14 protein-coding genes are annotated in these 15,853 nt (G+C 72.6%); 9 read left to right on the top strand and 5 right to left on the bottom strand.

What is annotated here, in order from left to right; all coding sequences use genetic code 11:
- Nucleotides 1-3,343, top strand: a 3,343-nt coding sequence (locus E1285_RS23845; RefSeq protein WP_132155682.1) for a cation-translocating P-type ATPase, incomplete at its 5' end; no start/stop codon positions are given.
- 84 nt (nt 3,344-3,427) lie between these two features.
- Here the strand turns inward: E1285_RS23845 and E1285_RS23840 are convergent.
- A complete protein-coding gene (locus tag E1285_RS23840) occupies nt 3,428-4,546 on the bottom strand; it encodes an Lrp/AsnC family transcriptional regulator (RefSeq protein WP_132155680.1) in 1,119 nt (372 codons plus the stop codon).
- Nucleotides 4,547-4,617: 71 nt separating this feature from the next.
- Between E1285_RS23840 and E1285_RS23835 the strand changes: the two genes are divergently transcribed.
- Nucleotides 4,618-5,829, top strand: coding sequence for a M20 family metallopeptidase (locus tag E1285_RS23835; protein ID WP_132155678.1), 1,212 nt, complete (start codon nt 4,618-4,620; stop codon nt 5,827-5,829).
- 26 nt (nt 5,830-5,855) lie between these two features.
- The gene (locus tag E1285_RS23830; RefSeq protein WP_132155676.1) at nt 5,856-6,215 is read left to right on the top strand and encodes a hypothetical protein; all 360 of its coding nucleotides are present in this window, start codon (nt 5,856-5,858) and stop codon (nt 6,213-6,215) included.
- Between the two features lie 123 nt (nt 6,216-6,338).
- Here the strand turns inward: E1285_RS23830 and E1285_RS23825 are convergent, their stop codons facing one another.
- On the bottom strand, nt 6,339-6,938 hold the full coding sequence (locus tag E1285_RS23825; protein ID WP_132155674.1) for a TetR/AcrR family transcriptional regulator: 600 nt from the start codon (nt 6,936-6,938) through the stop codon (nt 6,339-6,341).
- Between the two features lie 108 nt (nt 6,939-7,046).
- Between E1285_RS23825 and E1285_RS23820 the strand changes: the two genes are divergently transcribed.
- Together E1285_RS23820 and E1285_RS23815 are read left to right on the top strand one after the other, a co-directional pair.
- The gene (locus E1285_RS23820; RefSeq protein WP_132155672.1) at nt 7,047-7,658 is read left to right on the top strand and encodes an SDR family oxidoreductase; all 612 of its coding nucleotides are present in this window, start codon (nt 7,047-7,049) and stop codon (nt 7,656-7,658) included.
- A 26-nt stretch (nt 7,659-7,684) separates the two neighbouring features.
- A complete protein-coding gene (locus E1285_RS23815; protein WP_132155670.1) occupies nt 7,685-8,308 on the top strand; it encodes an NAD(P)-binding domain-containing protein in 624 nt (207 codons plus the stop codon).
- Between the two features lie 272 nt (nt 8,309-8,580).
- Here the strand turns inward: E1285_RS23815 and E1285_RS23810 are convergent, their stop codons facing one another.
- Nucleotides 8,581-9,399: a DUF2249 domain-containing protein gene (locus E1285_RS23810; RefSeq protein WP_132155668.1), complete on the bottom strand. Its 819-nt coding sequence runs from the start codon at nt 9,397-9,399 to the stop codon at nt 8,581-8,583.
- A gap of 93 nt (nt 9,400-9,492) precedes the next feature.
- Between E1285_RS23810 and E1285_RS23805 the strand changes: the two genes are divergently transcribed.
- Genes E1285_RS23805 through E1285_RS23795 form a run of 3 tightly spaced genes read left to right on the top strand, consistent with a single transcriptional unit; the run spans nt 9,493 to nt 14,122 of the window.
- Nucleotides 9,493-10,221: a helix-turn-helix domain-containing protein gene (locus tag E1285_RS23805; protein ID WP_243723002.1), complete on the top strand. Its 729-nt coding sequence runs from the start codon at nt 9,493-9,495 to the stop codon at nt 10,219-10,221.
- Nucleotides 10,218-11,369 (top strand): hypothetical protein, encoded by a 1,152-nt coding sequence (locus E1285_RS23800; protein ID WP_207946766.1) that lies wholly within the window; start codon nt 10,218-10,220, stop codon nt 11,367-11,369. Before E1285_RS23805 ends, E1285_RS23800 begins: the two co-directional genes overlap by 4 nt.
- Nucleotides 11,366-14,122: a multicopper oxidase domain-containing protein gene (locus tag E1285_RS23795; RefSeq protein ID WP_207946765.1), complete on the top strand. Its 2,757-nt coding sequence runs from the start codon at nt 11,366-11,368 to the stop codon at nt 14,120-14,122. Before E1285_RS23800 ends, E1285_RS23795 begins: the two co-directional genes overlap by 4 nt.
- Nucleotides 14,123-14,157: 35 nt before the next feature.
- Here the strand turns inward: E1285_RS23795 and E1285_RS46720 are convergent, their stop codons facing one another.
- Together E1285_RS46720 and E1285_RS23785 are read right to left on the bottom strand one after the other, a co-directional pair.
- The gene (locus tag E1285_RS46720; RefSeq protein WP_207946764.1) at nt 14,158-14,316 is read right to left on the bottom strand and encodes a hypothetical protein; all 159 of its coding nucleotides are present in this window, start codon (nt 14,314-14,316) and stop codon (nt 14,158-14,160) included.
- Between the two features lie 65 nt (nt 14,317-14,381).
- Nucleotides 14,382-14,948, bottom strand: coding sequence for a TetR/AcrR family transcriptional regulator (locus tag E1285_RS23785; protein ID WP_132155666.1), 567 nt, complete (start codon nt 14,946-14,948; stop codon nt 14,382-14,384).
- Between the two features lie 140 nt (nt 14,949-15,088).
- Between E1285_RS23785 and E1285_RS23780 the strand changes: the two genes are divergently transcribed.
- Nucleotides 15,089-15,814, top strand: coding sequence for an SDR family oxidoreductase (locus E1285_RS23780; protein WP_132155664.1), 726 nt, complete (start codon nt 15,089-15,091; stop codon nt 15,812-15,814).
- Nucleotides 15,815-15,853: the final 39 nt, after the last annotated feature.

The raw sequence follows: 15,853 nt of genomic DNA, 5'->3' as shown, positions 1-15,853 counted from the left end.
CATGACAGGGGCCGGACAGGGGTGGAGCCTGGCCAAGGCGGAGGGCGATGGTCCCGCCGGTCCGCGGGGGGCCACGCTTGATCTGCTGGACGCGGACGGAACCCGGCGCGGCCGGGTACAGATCGGGTGTTCCCTCGACCCCCTCGCCGAGGCGCTGATTGCGGCGGCGCACCAGGCGGCCGACGTGGTCGTCCTCACCGAGCACGCCAGCACCAGGGAACTGCTCGCCTGGGGAGACGACTCACCCGTTGCCGCCGCCGACCTGGTGGAGCAGGTGCAGGCACTGCAGCGCGAGGGCCACGGGGTCCTGGCGATCTCCTCCGGCCGGGACCGGGCACTGGACGCGGCCGACATCGGCGTGAGCGTACTGCGCGGCGACCGCCCGGCCGACTGGCGCGCCGACCTGCTGTGCGGGCCGGGACTCGGCGAGGCGTGGCGGCTGCTCACCGCGGTCCGTCCCGCCCGGCGAGCCAGCGAGCGCAGCGCGGAGCTGTCCATGAGCGCGTCGGCGCTCGGCGCGCTGCTGCTGGCGGGCCGGCGCGGCCGCCGCCACCGGGCCCTGTCCTGGGCGGAGCTGCCGCCGGTGCACGTGGCGTCCATGACGGCGATGCTGACCGGCGCGGTGAGCGCCCGCCGTCTCGGCCATCGCCCGCTGCCGCCGCCCGTCGTCCGCGACGCGTGGCACGCGCTCACCGCCGAGGAGGTGTTCCGGCGGCTGTCGCGCACCGCGGCCGGGTCCCCGGACGGGCCCGCGGCCGGCGGGACCGAGGAGCGGCGCCCGCGCGGCGCCGAGGTGGCGGCCAGGCTGGCGGAGGTGCCGCCGCTGAACAGGGCGCTGGCCCGGCGGGCCGGGACGGGCGCGCGGCTCGCGTCCGCGGTGCGGCAGGAACTCGAGGATCCGCTGACCCCCGTGCTCGCGCTCGGCGCGGCGGCGTCCGCGGTCGTCGGCTCCAGCGTGGACGCGTTCCTGGTCGCCGGCGTCATGACCGGCAACGCCCTGATCGGGGGTGCGCAGCGGATGCGGGCGGAGCGCGCCCTCGGCGAGCTGATGCTGAGCCAGCAGGTCGGCGCCCGCCGCGTGCTGACCGGCACCGGCGTGCCACCGGATCCCGGCGACGGGGGGTTCGCGCACCTGCGGTCCGCCGACACCGAGAAGACCACGGCCGCGCGGCTGCGCACCGGCGACGTGATCCGGCTGCGCTCGGAGCACGTCGTGCCGGCGGACGCCCGGCTGCTGTGGGCGGAGTCGCTGGAAGTGGACGAGGCCGCGCTCACCGGAGAGCCCGTCCCCGTCGACAAGAGCGTCGAGGCGACACCGGGCGCCGCGCCGGCCGACCGGCGATGCATGGTCTACGAGGGCACCACGGTCGTCGCGGGCGACGCGGTCGCCCTCGTGGTCGCCACCGCGGAGGCCACCGAGGCGGGCCGCGCCGCGGCGCTGGCCGGGACCTCGGACGTCTCGTCCAGCATGCAGGCGCGCCTGGCGGAACTCACCCACCAGGCCCTGCCCGCCACCCTGCTCGGCGGTGCGGCCGTCACCGCGCTGGGCATGCTGCGCGGCCTGCCGCTGAACCGCGCCCTCGACTCGGGCGTCGCGGTCGCCGTGGCCGCCGTCCCCGAAGGGCTGCCGCTGGTCGCCACCCTCTCCCAGCTCGCGGCGGCGCGGCGGCTCTCCCGCCTCGGCGTGCTGGTCCGCTCCACCCGCGCCCTCGAAGCGCTGGGCCGCGTGGACACCCTGTGCTTCGACAAGACCGGCACCCTCACCGAGGGCCGGCTCCGCCTCGTCCGCGCCGCCGGCCCGGCCCGGCCGCTCCCGCTCACCGGCGACGACGGGCGGCGCATCCTCCGCGTCGCCGCGCACGCCAGCCCCGCGCACGGCGGGCGGGTCGCGCACGCCACCGACCGGGCCGTGCTGGAGTCCGCCGGCGATCTGCCGCCGGACACCCGGTGGGCCCTTGACGAGGAACTGCCCTTCGAGGCCACCCGGGGGTTCTCCGCCTCACTCGGACGCGATGGCGACCGGACGGTCATCGCGGTCAAGGGCGCACCCGAGGTCGTCCTCGCCAAGTGCACGCGGATCCACACCTCCGAGAGTCCCGCCGACGGCGAGGAGCCGCTCACCCCGGCCCGGCGCCGCGCCGCCGCCGCGATCGTGAAGCGCCTGGCGGGGGAGGGCTTGCGCGTCCTCGCCGTCGCCGAGGGCCCCGGCCGGGACCGCGGCGAGATAGCCGACCACATCGAGGACCTCACCCTGCTGGGTTTCGTCGGCATCGCCGACACCCCGCGCCCCACCGCCGAGGACGCGGTGCGGCGGCTGGTCGACGCGGGAGTCCGCACCACCATGATCACCGGCGATCACCCGGCCACCGCCGCGGCCGTCGCCGCCGACCTCGGCATCCCCGACGCCGACCACGTCCTCACCGGGACCGAACTCGACGCCATGTCCGCCGGCGAGCGCCGCCGGGCCGTCCAGCGCGCCGGGGTCTTCGCCCGTGTCTCACCCGCCCAGAAGGTGCGCATCGTCAGGGACCTGCGCAAGGCCGGCCGGGTGGTCGCGATGACCGGCGACGGCGTCAACGACGCCGCCGCCATCGCCCGCGCCGACGTCGGCATCGCGGTCGCCGGGCGCGGCTCCGGCGCCGCCCGCACCGCGGCCGACCTCGTCCTCACCGCCCCGGACAACGCGCTGATCCTGGACGCGCTGCGCGAAGGCCGCGCGCTGTGGAACAGCGTCCGCGACGCCGCCGCCATCCTCGTCGGCGGCAACGCGGGCGAGGTGTCCTTCACCATCCTCGGGACGGCGCTGAGCGGGGACGCCCCGCTCAGCACCCGGCAGCTGCTCGTGGTGAACATGCTCACCGACATGCTCCCGGCACTGGCCGTCGCGCTCACCCCCGCCGACGACGCCGCGCCGCTCGGCGGGGCTCCCGTCCGCGGGTTCACCGGCCAGGACATGCGATCCGCCCTCGCCGTGCGCGGCACCGCCACCGCGGCCGCCGCCCTGATCTCCTGGCAGATCGGACGGCTCACCAGCCTCGTCCCCGGAGGCCGCCGCAGAGCCTCGACGATGGCCCTGGCGGCACTGGTCGGCGCCCAGCTCGGCCAGACCCTCATCACCGGCCGCCGCAGCCCGCTCGTCATCGCCACCTGCGTGATCTCGGTCGCCGCGCTGTTCGCGGTGGTCGAGACGCCGGGACTCAGCCGGTTCTTCGGCTGCACCCCGCTGGGCCCCGGCGCCTGGGCGATCGTCACGGCGTCCGCGGCGGCGGCGACCGCGGGAGCCGCCATCGCCCCGCGCTTCCTGCCCTCCGCTCAGGAAGGCCGTCCGCCGTACACCCGGTGACGTTCCGCGTCGTCCCACTCGACCACCCCCGCGCCGGCGACCAAGACCCGCCTCCACACGCTCCGACCCGCGACCGGCTCCTGACTAACTCCGAACGACCGGCCGAAACCGATCCGCCGGATCACCGGCCGTACCGGCCGGGCCGCCGCGCAGCCGGCCGACCAGGTCGTCCAGCGCGCTCTCCGACACCGGATCGTCCCAGGTCCAGAACGGGACGGCGCGCAGGTGCCGGCCCTGCGGGTCGAGGATCTGCCCCGCCAGCTTCATCTGCCACAGCGCCACCGCCCGGTCGGTGACCGCCAGCTGCGGGAAGCGGCGGTGCAGCGCCGCCTCGAACGCCTGCACCTGGTCCGCCGAGCGCAGCCACACCGCGAAAAGCACGTTGTCGGCGCCGGACAGGGACGCGCACATGCGCGTCTCACGCAGCCCCGCGAGCAGCCCCGCCAGCCGCGCCACCTCGTCCGGCGGCGCGCTCGCCCACAGGTACACGGTGACCGGCCAGCCCGACAGCGACCGCGCCACCTCGCACCGGAACATCAGCGCGCCGCCCCGCTCCATCCGGGCGATGCGGCGCCGGACGGTCGTCGGGCTGAGCCCCGTCCGCTCCGCGAGGCGCGTCACCGGCTGCCGGCAGTCCTCCACCAGCAGCCGCACCAGATCCTCGTCCTCCGCGCGCAGCGCCCAGCCCCCCGCCTCGCGCGGACGGTCCCGCAGCAGCACGTCGCGCTGCCGTTCGTCGAGCCGGCCCAGCCGCCACCGGCTGCCCTCCGCGTGCAGGATCGTCGCCATCTGGGTGCGGGTCGCGGTGACGCCCGCCAGCCGCCCCAGCCGGAACCCGACGTACCGGGCCAGTTCGGCGTTGTCCCGCAGGACGACCGTCGCGATCAGGTCCCGGCCGCCGGTGACGTGGTCGATGTTGAACACGTGCGGGTCCTCGGCGATGTCGGCGGCGACCTCGTGCAGCCGCCCGGGGACGCAGTCGATCTCGATGAACGCCACCACCGGCGTGATCCCCTCCACCGACGCCGGGAAGCACGACAGCCACGCCAGCCCCGCCTCGGTGAGCCGCGCCCAGCGGCGCGCGGCGGTCGATCCGTCCACGCCGAGGGCCGCGCCGATCCGCCGCCAGTCGGCGCGAGGCGCGGTCTGCAAGGCGGTGACCAGCATGTGGTCGAGATCGTCCAGGGTGGTCGATGTCTGCATTCGCTCGGTCTCTCGCGGCGGATCCCGGCAGGCCCCGGCCGGTGAGATCATGGGATACGCACCATACCCTTATGCCGATCCGTGAAGACGCCGCCGCCATGGGCGAAGAGCTGACCCTCCTGCGCCGCGCCCTGCACCGCGAGCCGGAACTCGGCCTCGACCTGCCGCGCACCCAGGAGAAGGTGCTCGCCGCCCTGGACGGGCTGCCGCTGGAGATCAGCACCGGCACGGCCCTCACCTCCGTCACCGCCGTGCTGCGCGGCGGCGGTACCGGACGCCCGGACGGCCCGGCCGTCCTGCTGCGCGGCGACATGGACGCGCTGCCCGTCCAGGAGGACACCGGCCTCGACTACGCCTCGGAGATCCCCGGCCGGATGCACGCCTGCGGCCACGACCTGCACGTAGCCGGGCTGGTCGGTGCCGCGAAGCTGCTCGCCGCCCGCCGCGCGGAACTGCCCGGCGACATCGTGTTCATGTTCCAGCCCGGTGAGGAGGGCATGTACGGCGCCAAGATCATGATCGACGAGGGGATCCTCGACGCGGCCGGCGACCGCGTCATCGGCGCTTACGCCCTGCACGCCTTCTCCACCGTGCTCCCCCAGGGGATCGCCGTGACCCGGCCCGGGACGGTCCTCGCCGCGTCCGCCGCCGTGCACGTGACCCTCCGGGGGAAGGGCGGCCACGGCTCGTCCCCGCACGCCGCCAAGGACCCGGTACCCGCGATCGCCGCCATCGTCACCGCGCTGCAGACGATGGTGACCCGCGACCTGGACGTCTTCGACCCCGCCGTGATCACCGTCGGCTCCGTGCACGCCGGGACCGCGGGCAACGTCATCCCCGAGACGGCCACGCTGGAGGCCACCGTCCGGTCGTTCTCCGAGGACGCGCACCGCAAGGTCCGCGCCGGGGTCGAGCGGGTCGTCCGCGGCATCGCCGACGCGCACGGAGTCACCGCCGACCTCGACTACGAGGATCAGTACCCGGCCACGGTCAACGACGCCGCCGAAGCCGCGTTCGCGCTGGAAACCGCCCGCGACCTGCTCGGAGAGGAGCGAGCCTTCGAGGCGCCGCAACCGATAGCCGGCGCCGAGGACTTCTCGTTCGTCCTGAACCAGGTACCGGGGGCGTTCCTCGGCTTCGGCGCGTGCCCCACCGACCGCGACCCCGCCACCGCACCCATGAACCACTCCCCGCAGGCCGCCTTCGACGACGCCGTACTACCCGACGCGTCCGCGCTGCTCGCAGAACTGGCCGTCCGCCGCCTCGCCCGAGAGGCCCCGTGACGCTCACCACCTATAGCGTCCGTCGCATGGAGACGCCCGACCTCGCGGACCTGATCTGGCTCTTCGAGGACGAACCGACCTCGGAGGACGCGGACCTGGCCTGGCCCGTCGGGCTTCAGTCGTTCCGCCTCCGGCGAGGAACCCGTGAAGTGCTCTTCTCGCTCGATCCCACGTCGGGTGAGGCGTACCTGACGATGTACGAGGCGGGCGAAGAGACGATGGCCCTCGGTCGGCTCCGCAGGTTGGCGAGCCTCACCGTCGAGAAGCGGGACGAGTATGAGGGCCTGGTCCTCCTCTTCACGAGCGGTGACCTTGATGCGCTGCGGTTGCAGACGCGTCCCGTCATCCGTCTCTCGTGGGACGTCATGACGCTCGGAGTCTGGTGACCGGACCGCCCAGCGGACGGAGCGACTGAGATGACGCAGGGCGCGTACGCATCGGTGGCCGACAGGCGTCGCCGCGGCGATGTGCAGGCCGAGGAGGGCGTGCTGCCCGGCACAGGAGCAAGGTCACGATCGAGGCGTTGATCCGAGGGCGTTGTCGATGAGGACGGCGGCGATGGCGGCGGCGGTGGGGAAGGACTCGGCGTTGAGGACTCGGGTGCGGGCCGAGGCGCCGTCGAGGAGCAGCGCCAGTTGTTCGCCGAGCTGTTCGGGGTCGGTGGCGCCGGCTTCGCGGGCCGTTTCGGCGAGCCGCGCGGCGAGGGCGAGCTTGTACTCGCGTGCGTATTCGGACGCGGGGTGCCGGGGGTCGTGGATTTCGACGGTCGCCGCGATGTAGGGGCACAGGGGCGTGAGCTCGTCCGGTCCGGACTTGGGGATCTCGAAGGCGGCGAGGAGCCGTTCGCGGGGTGTGAGGTCGGTGCGGTCGAACACCGCGGCCATGAGGCCGGGATCGAACCGTCGCAGGTATTCGGCGACCAGCTCGTCCTTGCCGGTGAAGTGCTGGTAGGCCGTGCGCTTGGAGACCTGGGCCGCTGCGCAGAGCTCGTTCATACCGGTGCGGTTGATGCCCTGAGCGCGAAACAGCTGCTGTGACGCGCTGAGAATGCGCTCCCGCGCGCCCCTGCCGCGGCGCCGGCCCTGGGGTCCCTTCTCCAACTTCGTCATGCCCGCATCTTACCTCAATCGGGTACCGATCGGTTTACATAGCTTGCACTCCCGCTGACCGTCGAATACGTTACGTAAACAGATCGGTTTACCGAGGAGTGGGTGGTCGTGGGAAAGCTCGACGGCAAGGTGGCGGTGATCACGGGCGCGTCGACCGGCTTGGGGCTGGCCGGCGCGAAGCTGTTCGTTGAGGAGGGGGCACATGTCTTCATCACCGGCCGGCGTCAGGAGGCGCTGGACGAGGCGGTGAAGGCGATCGGCCGGAACGTGACCGCCGTGCAGGGTGACGCGGCCGACCTGGCCGACCTGGACCGTTTGTACGAGACGGTCAGGCGGGAGAAGGGCACGATCGACGTGCTGTGGGCGAGTGCCGGGACGGGGGAGCAGGGCAAGCTCGGTGAGATCACCGCGGAGCAGTTCGACCGTGCGTTCTGGCTGAACGCGCGCGGCACGTTGTTCACGGTGCAGAAGGCGCTGCCGCTGCTCAACGACGGTGGCTCGATCTTCATGACCGGGTCGAACGCTTCGCTGGGGGGCTTCCCCGGGTGGAGCGTGTATGCCGGGAGCAAGGCCGTGCAGCAGGCGTGGGCCCGTGTGTGGCCGAACGAGCTGAGGGACCGGCGGCTCCTCACCCCCGGCCAGGTCGCCACGGCCAAGCAGGAAGAGCTGTTCGCGGCGCTCACCCGTTGGGTGACTCGGCACCAACGTAACAAGCGATAGTTCGAGAACAAGGAAGAGAGCACTTCATGAGCAGCATCAGCATCATCGGCACCGGGAACATGGCCCGTACGATCGGCGCGCTGGCGGTGACCGGCGGCAACACCGTCGAGGTCATGGGCCGCGATCACGACAAGGCCGCTGACCTGGCCAAGGCTCTCGGCGACGGCGCCACGACGGGGGAGTGGGGTGCCGTCCCGTCCGGCGACATCGTCCTCGTGGCCCTGTTGTCCGCCAGCGTCGTTCCGGTCGTCGCCCACTACGGAGACGCCCTCGCGGGCAAGGTCATCATTGAGATCAGCAACCCCTTCAATGCCACGGCCGACGGTCTGGACCGCTCCGGGGTCACCTCGATCGCGCAGGAAGCCGCCAAGGTGGCCCCGGCCAGCGCCAGCGTGGTGAAGGGATTCAACACCATCTTCCGTCATGTCCTGGAGCAGGGCCGGCCCGATGTCTTCATCGCCGGCGACGATGCGCAGGCCAAGGCGATGGTGGAGGCGTTCATCAAGAGCCTCGGGCTGCGCCCGATGGACGCCGGCGGCCTGGAGATGGCGCACTGGCTGGAAGGAGCGGGTGTGCTCACCATGGGCCTCGCACGCCACGGGGCGGGAGGCTGGAACTTCGCCCTCGGCGTCACGGAACTTCCCGCATGACCCGTCCCGGAGGAGGTCCTCGCGACGAAGCTTGGAGCGACTCGACGACGTCGCCGATCGTGCGCGGGCGGGCCCCGTAGGAGCGGTTGTGGCCGTCGAGCGCCTCGCCACCAGTTGTCCGACCGGTGTGAACGCCCCGAGCGGGAGGCCATCATGCTCAGTGCGTCGCGGCAAAGGGAGTCCCTGGTGCCCGCTGCTCGACCACCTGGAGAGCCCTGTCGCAATGATCGGCGATGGGGCTCTCCGAGGTGCTGGAGGGGCTGTCCGGGGTCCTAGGCCGATGCCGCCGTGGTCGAGCGTGCCGTCTCGGCCGCGCGCACAAGGAGCAGCCGCCACGCCTCGGGACCGCGTTCGCGATAGCTCACGGTAAAGGTGTCCGGCGAGCGCTTCTGCAGCTGCGCCAGCAGCGGCAACGGGTCGTGCGGAGCCACCAGCACGAGTCCGCCACCCGGCTCGACGGTGTCCAGGGCCCCGAAGACGGTGGCGTGTCGGATGGCGTGCGGGATGGTGCGCGCGTCCAGCTCGGGGTATCCCGGGCCGTCCTCCTCACCGCAACCGCAACCGTGCCCGCCAGAGCCACCTGTCTCCTCGGCGGAGCCCCGGCCGGCACCGAGCAGATCGTGCATCCCGGCGAGCAAGTCGGCTACGTCGACCTCGGGGTCGGCGCCGAGCAACGGCAGCACCAGCTCATTCTCCTTCTCCAGATGAGACTGGAACACCACCGACAGCGCCCGGGCGGCCGCGGCGGCCCGGACCGGGTCGGCCGCGGCGGCGATCTCATCGACGAGGTCGACGATCACCTGATGCTCTCCGAGCATGCCCTGGACCAGCAGCCGGCCCTCGGGCCGGCGGCGGGCGGCCGGATACAGTGCCTCCTCCTCGGCAACGGCATGTGGTAGCAGCTCGCGCCGGCACCACTCGACCAGTCCAGGTCGAGCCGCCTCGGCATCCGCATCGGTGCCGCGGGCCGCAGCGGCGACGAGGGCGTCTGCCCGGGCGGTCAACGCACCCGCCAGCTGGGCGTGATGCTCCTTGACCGCCTCGATCGCGACCGCATCGTCCTGACTCGAGGCGATGACGATGTCGTCCATCCGTTCCCCCTCCTGCCTGCGTGACCGACCCGGTCATCGCTTGCCGATCGCCCCAGTGGCGACACACCCAAGGATTTTATTACACTAGTCTCCGTGGAAAACAAGGCGTCCCCTCCATCCGCCTCCGAGCCGAGCCTGGGGCCCCGGCCGACACTGCGCCGCGACCCGGCCCAGGGACTCTCCCCGTCACGGGCCGGGTTGCTCGATCACCTGCGCGACCGGCAGGAGCCGACCACACTGGCCGGGTTGACCGCGACGACCGGCCTGCACGCCAACACTGTCCGCGAACACCTCGACGCCCTGGTGCGCAAGGGGTTGGCACGACGCTTCCGCGCCGCACCCCGGGGCCGGGGCCGTCCCGCTTGGCTCTACGAGGCGACCGACACTGTTTCGGCACCGGGCTCGTCGGAGTACGCCGGCCTGGCCACGACCCTGGCCGCCGCGATCCATCGCGGCAGCCGCACACCATGGGCGGACGGGGTCGCCGCGGGCACCGACTGGGGGCGTGAGCTGGCGCGCCACCGAGGCTTCCGGCCCGGCGCCGACAACGAACGGGCACGCCGCCGGGTGCTGGATCTGCTCGAGGACCTGGGATTCGCCCCCCAGACCGACCAACAGGGCTCCACGGTGCGCCTCACCCAGTGTCCATTGCTCGAGGCGGCCGACCGCTACAGCGACGTGGTGTGCGGGGTGCACCTGGGCATCGTCCGCGGCGCCCTGGCTGAGCACGGGGCGACCTCGGCCGGCACCGACCTGCGGCCTTTCGCCGAACCGGGCGCCTGCCTCCTCGAGCTCCCTGTCGCATCGACGCCCACACGATGAGCACCACCAGCAGCACCGCCGCCGCTGACGGCGACACTTCTGTGCCCGCGACGTCTGCCCGGCGACGTGCCACGGGCATGCCCGGCGGCCGGATCCTGCTGATGCTCCCCGCGGGTCTGGCGCTGCTGGCCGGGTTGGATGCGGCGTTGCTGCTGCTCGGTCTCCCGGCACCGGTGTCGACCGAGCGGCTACCGCAGGTGCACGGCATGCTGCTGGTCTTCGGTTTCGTCGGCACCGTGATCGCGCTCGAGCGCGCGGTCGCGCTGCGCCACCGGCTCGGCTTCATCGCCCCGGCACTGCTGGGACTCGGCGGGCTCCTGCTGCTCTCACCCGCCCCGCTCGCGGTGGGCAAGGCGACGCAGCTGCTCGGTGCGGCGGCGCTGGTGGCGGTCTACGTCCCGCTGTGGCGCCGACAACGCGACGACGCCGTGCTGGTGCAGGCCTTCGGCGCGGTCCTGGCCACCGGAGGGCTCCTGTTGTGGTCGGGTGACGTTCCGGTCTCGGGGCTGTTGCCCTGGCTGGTCGGGTTCATCGTGCTCACCATCGGGGGCGAACGCCTGGAGCTGGCCCGGCTGGCGATGGGGCCGGCTGGGGGCGGCCGTCTGGTGCTGCTCGCCGCCGGGGTGGCCGTGGGTGTGGTCGCCTCGCTGCTGTGGCCGCCCGTCGGCTACCCGCTGCTGGGCGTCGCGCTGCTCGCCTTCGCGATCTGGCTGGGCTGTCACGACGTGGCCTGGCGCACGATCAGGTCCACCGGGCTCCCCCGGTTCTCGGCCGGCTGCATGCTGGCCGGTTACTGCTGGTTGGCCGTGGCCGCGGGCACCTGGCTGCTGTCCGGCAAGACCGTGGAGGGGGCCGGGTACGACGCGGTGGTGCACGCGGTGTTCCTCGGTTTCACGGTGTCGATGATCATGGCCCACGCCCCGGTGATCCTGCCCGCGGTCCTGCGCCGGCCCCTGCCCTACCATCCGGCGATGCTGGCCCCGGCGGCCCTCTTGCACCTGTCCCTGGTGCTGCGGCTGTGGGTCGGTGACAGTCTCGGCGTCCAGCTGGCCTGGCAGGCCGGTGGCGTAGGCAACATCGCCGCCCTGCTGGGTTTCGTCGCCACCGCCGCCTGGTCCGCCTCAAGGGCTGGAAGGAGCCGGCGGTGAGCGCCCCCGCCAGCCCGGAGCCGGCCGCCGAAGCGGCTCGTGGGCCGGGTCGGCGGAGGGGCGGGTTCTGGCCGCTGCGCGACCTGCCGGTGGTGTGCTGGCTGGCCGCGGCGGTCGCGGCCGCTCTGGTGCACCCGTTCGTTCCGGCACCGCGGTGGCTGATGATCCACTTGTTGCTGCTCGGGGCGATCACGCACGCGATCCTGGTCTGGAGCCGCCACTTTGCCGACGCCCTGCTGCGCACCGCGCCCCGGCCCGGTGACCGGCGTGAGCAGACGGTGCGGCTGGCGATCCTCAACGGCGGGGCCGGTGCCGTGGTGGCCGGGGTCCTCTCCGGCATGTGGCCGATCACGGTGCTCGGCGCGGTCTCGGTCAGTGCCGCGGCGATCTGGCACGGTGCCGCGCTGGTGGCCCAGTTCCGGCGGGCGCTGCCGGGCAGGTTCGCGGTGACGATCCGCTGCTACGTCACCGCAGCCTGTTTCCTGCCGGTGGGCGCCGCGCTCGGCACGGTCCTCGCCTGGGGCGTCGGGGATCCGCTGCACGGGCAGCTGAAGTTCGCACACGCGATGGTCAACCTGCTCGGCTGGATGGGGCTGACGATCGTCGGGACGCTGGTCACGCTGTGGCCGACGATGCTGCGCACCCGGATCAACGAAGGTGCGGAGACCGCGGTCCGGCGGGCACTGCCCGTGCTGGCCGGCTCGGTCGTGACCGCGGCCGGGGGCGCCGTATCCGACCTGCGGTATCTGGCGGCGGCCGGTGTGGCCGGCTACCTCGCCGGGCTGGGGCTGATGGCCTGGCCGTTCACGGAGACCGCCCGCCGCAAGCCGCCCCGGTCCTATCCGACCTGGTCGGTGCTGGCGGGTCTGCTGTGGCTAGTCGGCTGCCTGACCGTGTTGGGGATCAGCGTCGCCGGCGCATCCTCGTGGGCGGATGCCGATGCCGCGTTCGGGTGGCTGACTCCGTTCCTGGCGGCCGGGTTCGGCGCCCAGGTGCTGCTCGGTGCGCTGTCCTACCTGGTGCCGGTGGCGCTCAGCCGCGGCCCGGCGTCGGCGCGCGCGGCGAACACCGTGCTCGACCGCGGCGGTGCGCTGCGAATCGTGATGATCAACGCCGGTCTCCTGGTGTGCGTGCTGCCGGTGCCCAGCCTGGTCCGGGGACTGGCGTCGGTCCTAGTGCTCGGTGGCCTCGCGGCGTTCCTACCACTGTTGTTCCTGGCCATCCGTGCCTCCCGCACTGCCCAGGGCGCCGCGGCCACCGACGCCACTGACACCACAGGGGCCGGCGCCGGGCCCGGGGGGCGCGGTGAGCGGCGTCGTCGGGCACCGGACGGGGAGCGGCCTCGGGGCCAGGCCACCGGCCTCGCCGCGACCGGGCTGGCGGCCGTCGTGCTCGCCGTCGCCGCCGGCGTCGCGGTCGGCCCCACCGCGTTGGTCGGCACCCGGCCGAGCACGACCGCGGCCGCCGGTGTGACCGGCACCGGGAAGACCACAACCGTGCACGTGAAGGCAGCCGACATGCGGTTCACCCCCGCGACGATCCAGGTGCCGACCGGGAACCGGCTCGTGATCGTGCTGGAGAACACCGATACCGAGGAGGTGCACGACCTGGTGCTGGACTCCGGTGCCCGCAGCGGTCGGCTCGCCCCCGGGGAATCGGCCCGCATCGGCGTCGGCGTGGTCGGCCGGGATCTGGACGGCTGGTGCTCGGTGGTCGGCCACCGGCAGATGGGCATGGTCCTCCAGATCGAGACGACCGGCGCTACGCCACCGGACGCGGGATCCGACGCGCACGCCGACCACGATCATGGGCGGCCGGCCGCCGGGGGCACCAATCCTGACCCCGATGGGGACGGCGAGGTGGCAGGCGCGACCGAGGACCTGGACTTTCTCGCCGAGCCGGATCCGGGATTCACCGCCCACGACGCCAGCTTGCCGCCGGCGCCGGACGACCGGGTGCACCGGCACACCTTCACCGTCAGCGATGTCGAACGTCAGGTGGCGCCCGGGGTGACCCAGGAGCTGTGGACGTTCAACGGCAGGATGCCCGGCCCGGTCCTGCACGGTCAGGTCGGGGACGTCTTCGAGGTCACCCTGGTCAACGACGGTTCGATCGGCCACTCGATCGACTTCCACGCCGGGGCGCTGGCACCCGACCGACCGATGCGGACCATCGCACCTGGCGAGTCCCTGGTCTACCGGTTTCGCGCCACCCGCGCCGGGGTGTGGATGTACCACTGCTCATCGATGCCGATGTCGGCCCACATCGCCAACGGGCTGTTCGGCGCCGTGGTGATCGAGCCACCCGACCTCCCCGAGGTCGACCGCAGCTACCTGTTGGTGCAGTCCGAGCTCTACCTCGGTGCGCAGGGTGGCGTGGTCGACATGGCCAAGCTGCGCGCCGAGGAACCCGACGCGGTGGTCTTCAACGGCTATGCCAACCAGTACGATCATCGGCCGCTGCGGGCCCGGGCCGGGGAACGCGTCCGGATCTGGATACTCAACGCCGGCCCCAACCGCGCTACCTCGTTCCACGTGGTCGGCGGCCAGTTCGACACCGTCTACGCCGAAGGCGCCTACCTGCTCCAGCGTTCCTCACCCGGCGGCAGCCAGAGCCTCGCCCTGGACCCCGCTCAAGGCGGGTTCGTCGAGCTCACCTTTCCCGAGGCAGGGCACTACCCGTTCATCTCCCACCGCATGATCGACGCCGAACGCGGCGCCCACGGCATCTTCCAGGTGGCCCCACCGCAGTAGCACCGCGAAAGGAGAGAAGCCAGGGAAGGCGGGGGTTACGCATACTTGGCGACGGTGAGCAGGACCGCCGCATCGGTGAGTGCCTCCAGGCTGCGCCGCGACGGTGGAACGACGAGGAGGCCGACCTGGCGTCCGCCCATGGATTCCCAGACGCGCTCGACGAGACGACGGTAGATGCCCAGGTCACATGCCATGCACGGGTTCTGGCACCCCACACGCGTGACGGTGACGAGCCGTCGGATCGGAAGGGCGCGGCCTGTCAGCCGCGCACCCTCAGCCCTTCGACGACGATGGTGAGCATGCGGTCGAGCTGGGCACGCTGCTCGGGTGCGCCGGCCACGGAGAGCGCTCCGGCGAGGATGCCGCTGACGTCAACCGGATCGATGTCGCGGCGCAGCTCTCCTGCCTCGCTTCCGGCCTCCAGCACCATCCCCAGGATGTGCTGGACCTCGTTGCAGACCGGTCCGGTGCCGAAGCGGCCGGAGGCGCTCATGGCGACCAGGGCTTCGCAGATGCCGCGCCGTTCGCCCGCCCACTCGGCGAAGTTGCGCATCCAGGTGTGGAGAGCCTGCGCGGGCCGCTCGGTGGCCAGGAGGGCCTGCGCGTCGTCGCGCAGCGGGCGGATCTGCTCGCGGTAGATCTCTTCGACCAGGTCCTCGCGCGTGGGGAAGTGCCGGTAGAGGGTGCCGCTTCCCACGCCCGCGCGTTTGGCGATCGCGTCCAGCGAGACCGTCTGCCCGGAGGCGAAAGCCTCAGCGGCCGTGGCGATCAGATGCTTGCGGTTGCGTTCGGCATCAGCCCGCAGGGTCCTTCGTGGAGGTGTCATGGCCTTTCGCGATCAGGAGGGTCGGGTCGGGGTGCGGAGACGAATCGGGGACATCTCCGGTTAGTGTACATTGACACAAGCGGGGACCTCCCCGTTTAGCGGTGACGTCCGATCCTGCCCACTCGACGAAAGGCCTCACCATGCCCGCAGCGCTCATCACCGGCGGCACGACCGGAATCGGCAGAGCGACCGCCGAACTACTGCACGCCCGCGGCTACCAGGTCGCCGTCACCGGACAGAACCCCGATTCCCTCGCGAGAGCAAGGCTCGAGCTTCCCGACGACGTACTCGTCGTCCAAGCCGACGCACGCGTCCTGGCCGACACCGACGCTCTCGTGGCGACGGTGGCCGACCGTTTCGGGTCAATCGACCTGCTGTTCCTCAACGCCGGGATCCTCCGCCCCGCGCCGGTTGCCGACGTGACGGAGGAGTCGTTCGACGAACAGATCGATGTCAACTTCAAGGGCCAGTACTTCACCCTCCAGAAGGCCCTTCCGCTCATGAACGACGGCGGATCGATCGTCCTCACCGTGGGCATCGGAGCCCGTCGCGGCAGCCCTGGCGCCACCCTGGGGGCGGGGACGCGTGGCGCCCTGCTGGCGATGCTGCCCTCACTCGCCCTCGAACTGGCTCCGCGCAGGATCCGCGTCAATGCCGTGAGCCCCGGGGCGACCGAGACCCCGCTGTTCGACAAGCTGGGAGTTCCCCGCAGCGGCCGGGACGCCATGCGCACGAAAATCCCGTTCGAGCGCTTCGGATCCAGCAAGGAGATCGCGGAAGTCGTCGCCTTCCTCGCCTCAGATGCCGCCAGTTACGTCACCGGGCAGGACGTCACCGTGGCCGGCGGCTACGGACTCGGCGTCTGAAACCCGGGCGAGCCGACTACCGGTCCACGTCCTCGAACA

Source organism: Actinomadura sp. 7K507, assembly GCF_004348425.1.
Lineage (GTDB): Bacteria > Actinomycetota > Actinomycetes > Streptosporangiales > Streptosporangiaceae > Spirillospora.
This window is presented reverse-complemented; position numbering and strand designations above follow the sequence as displayed.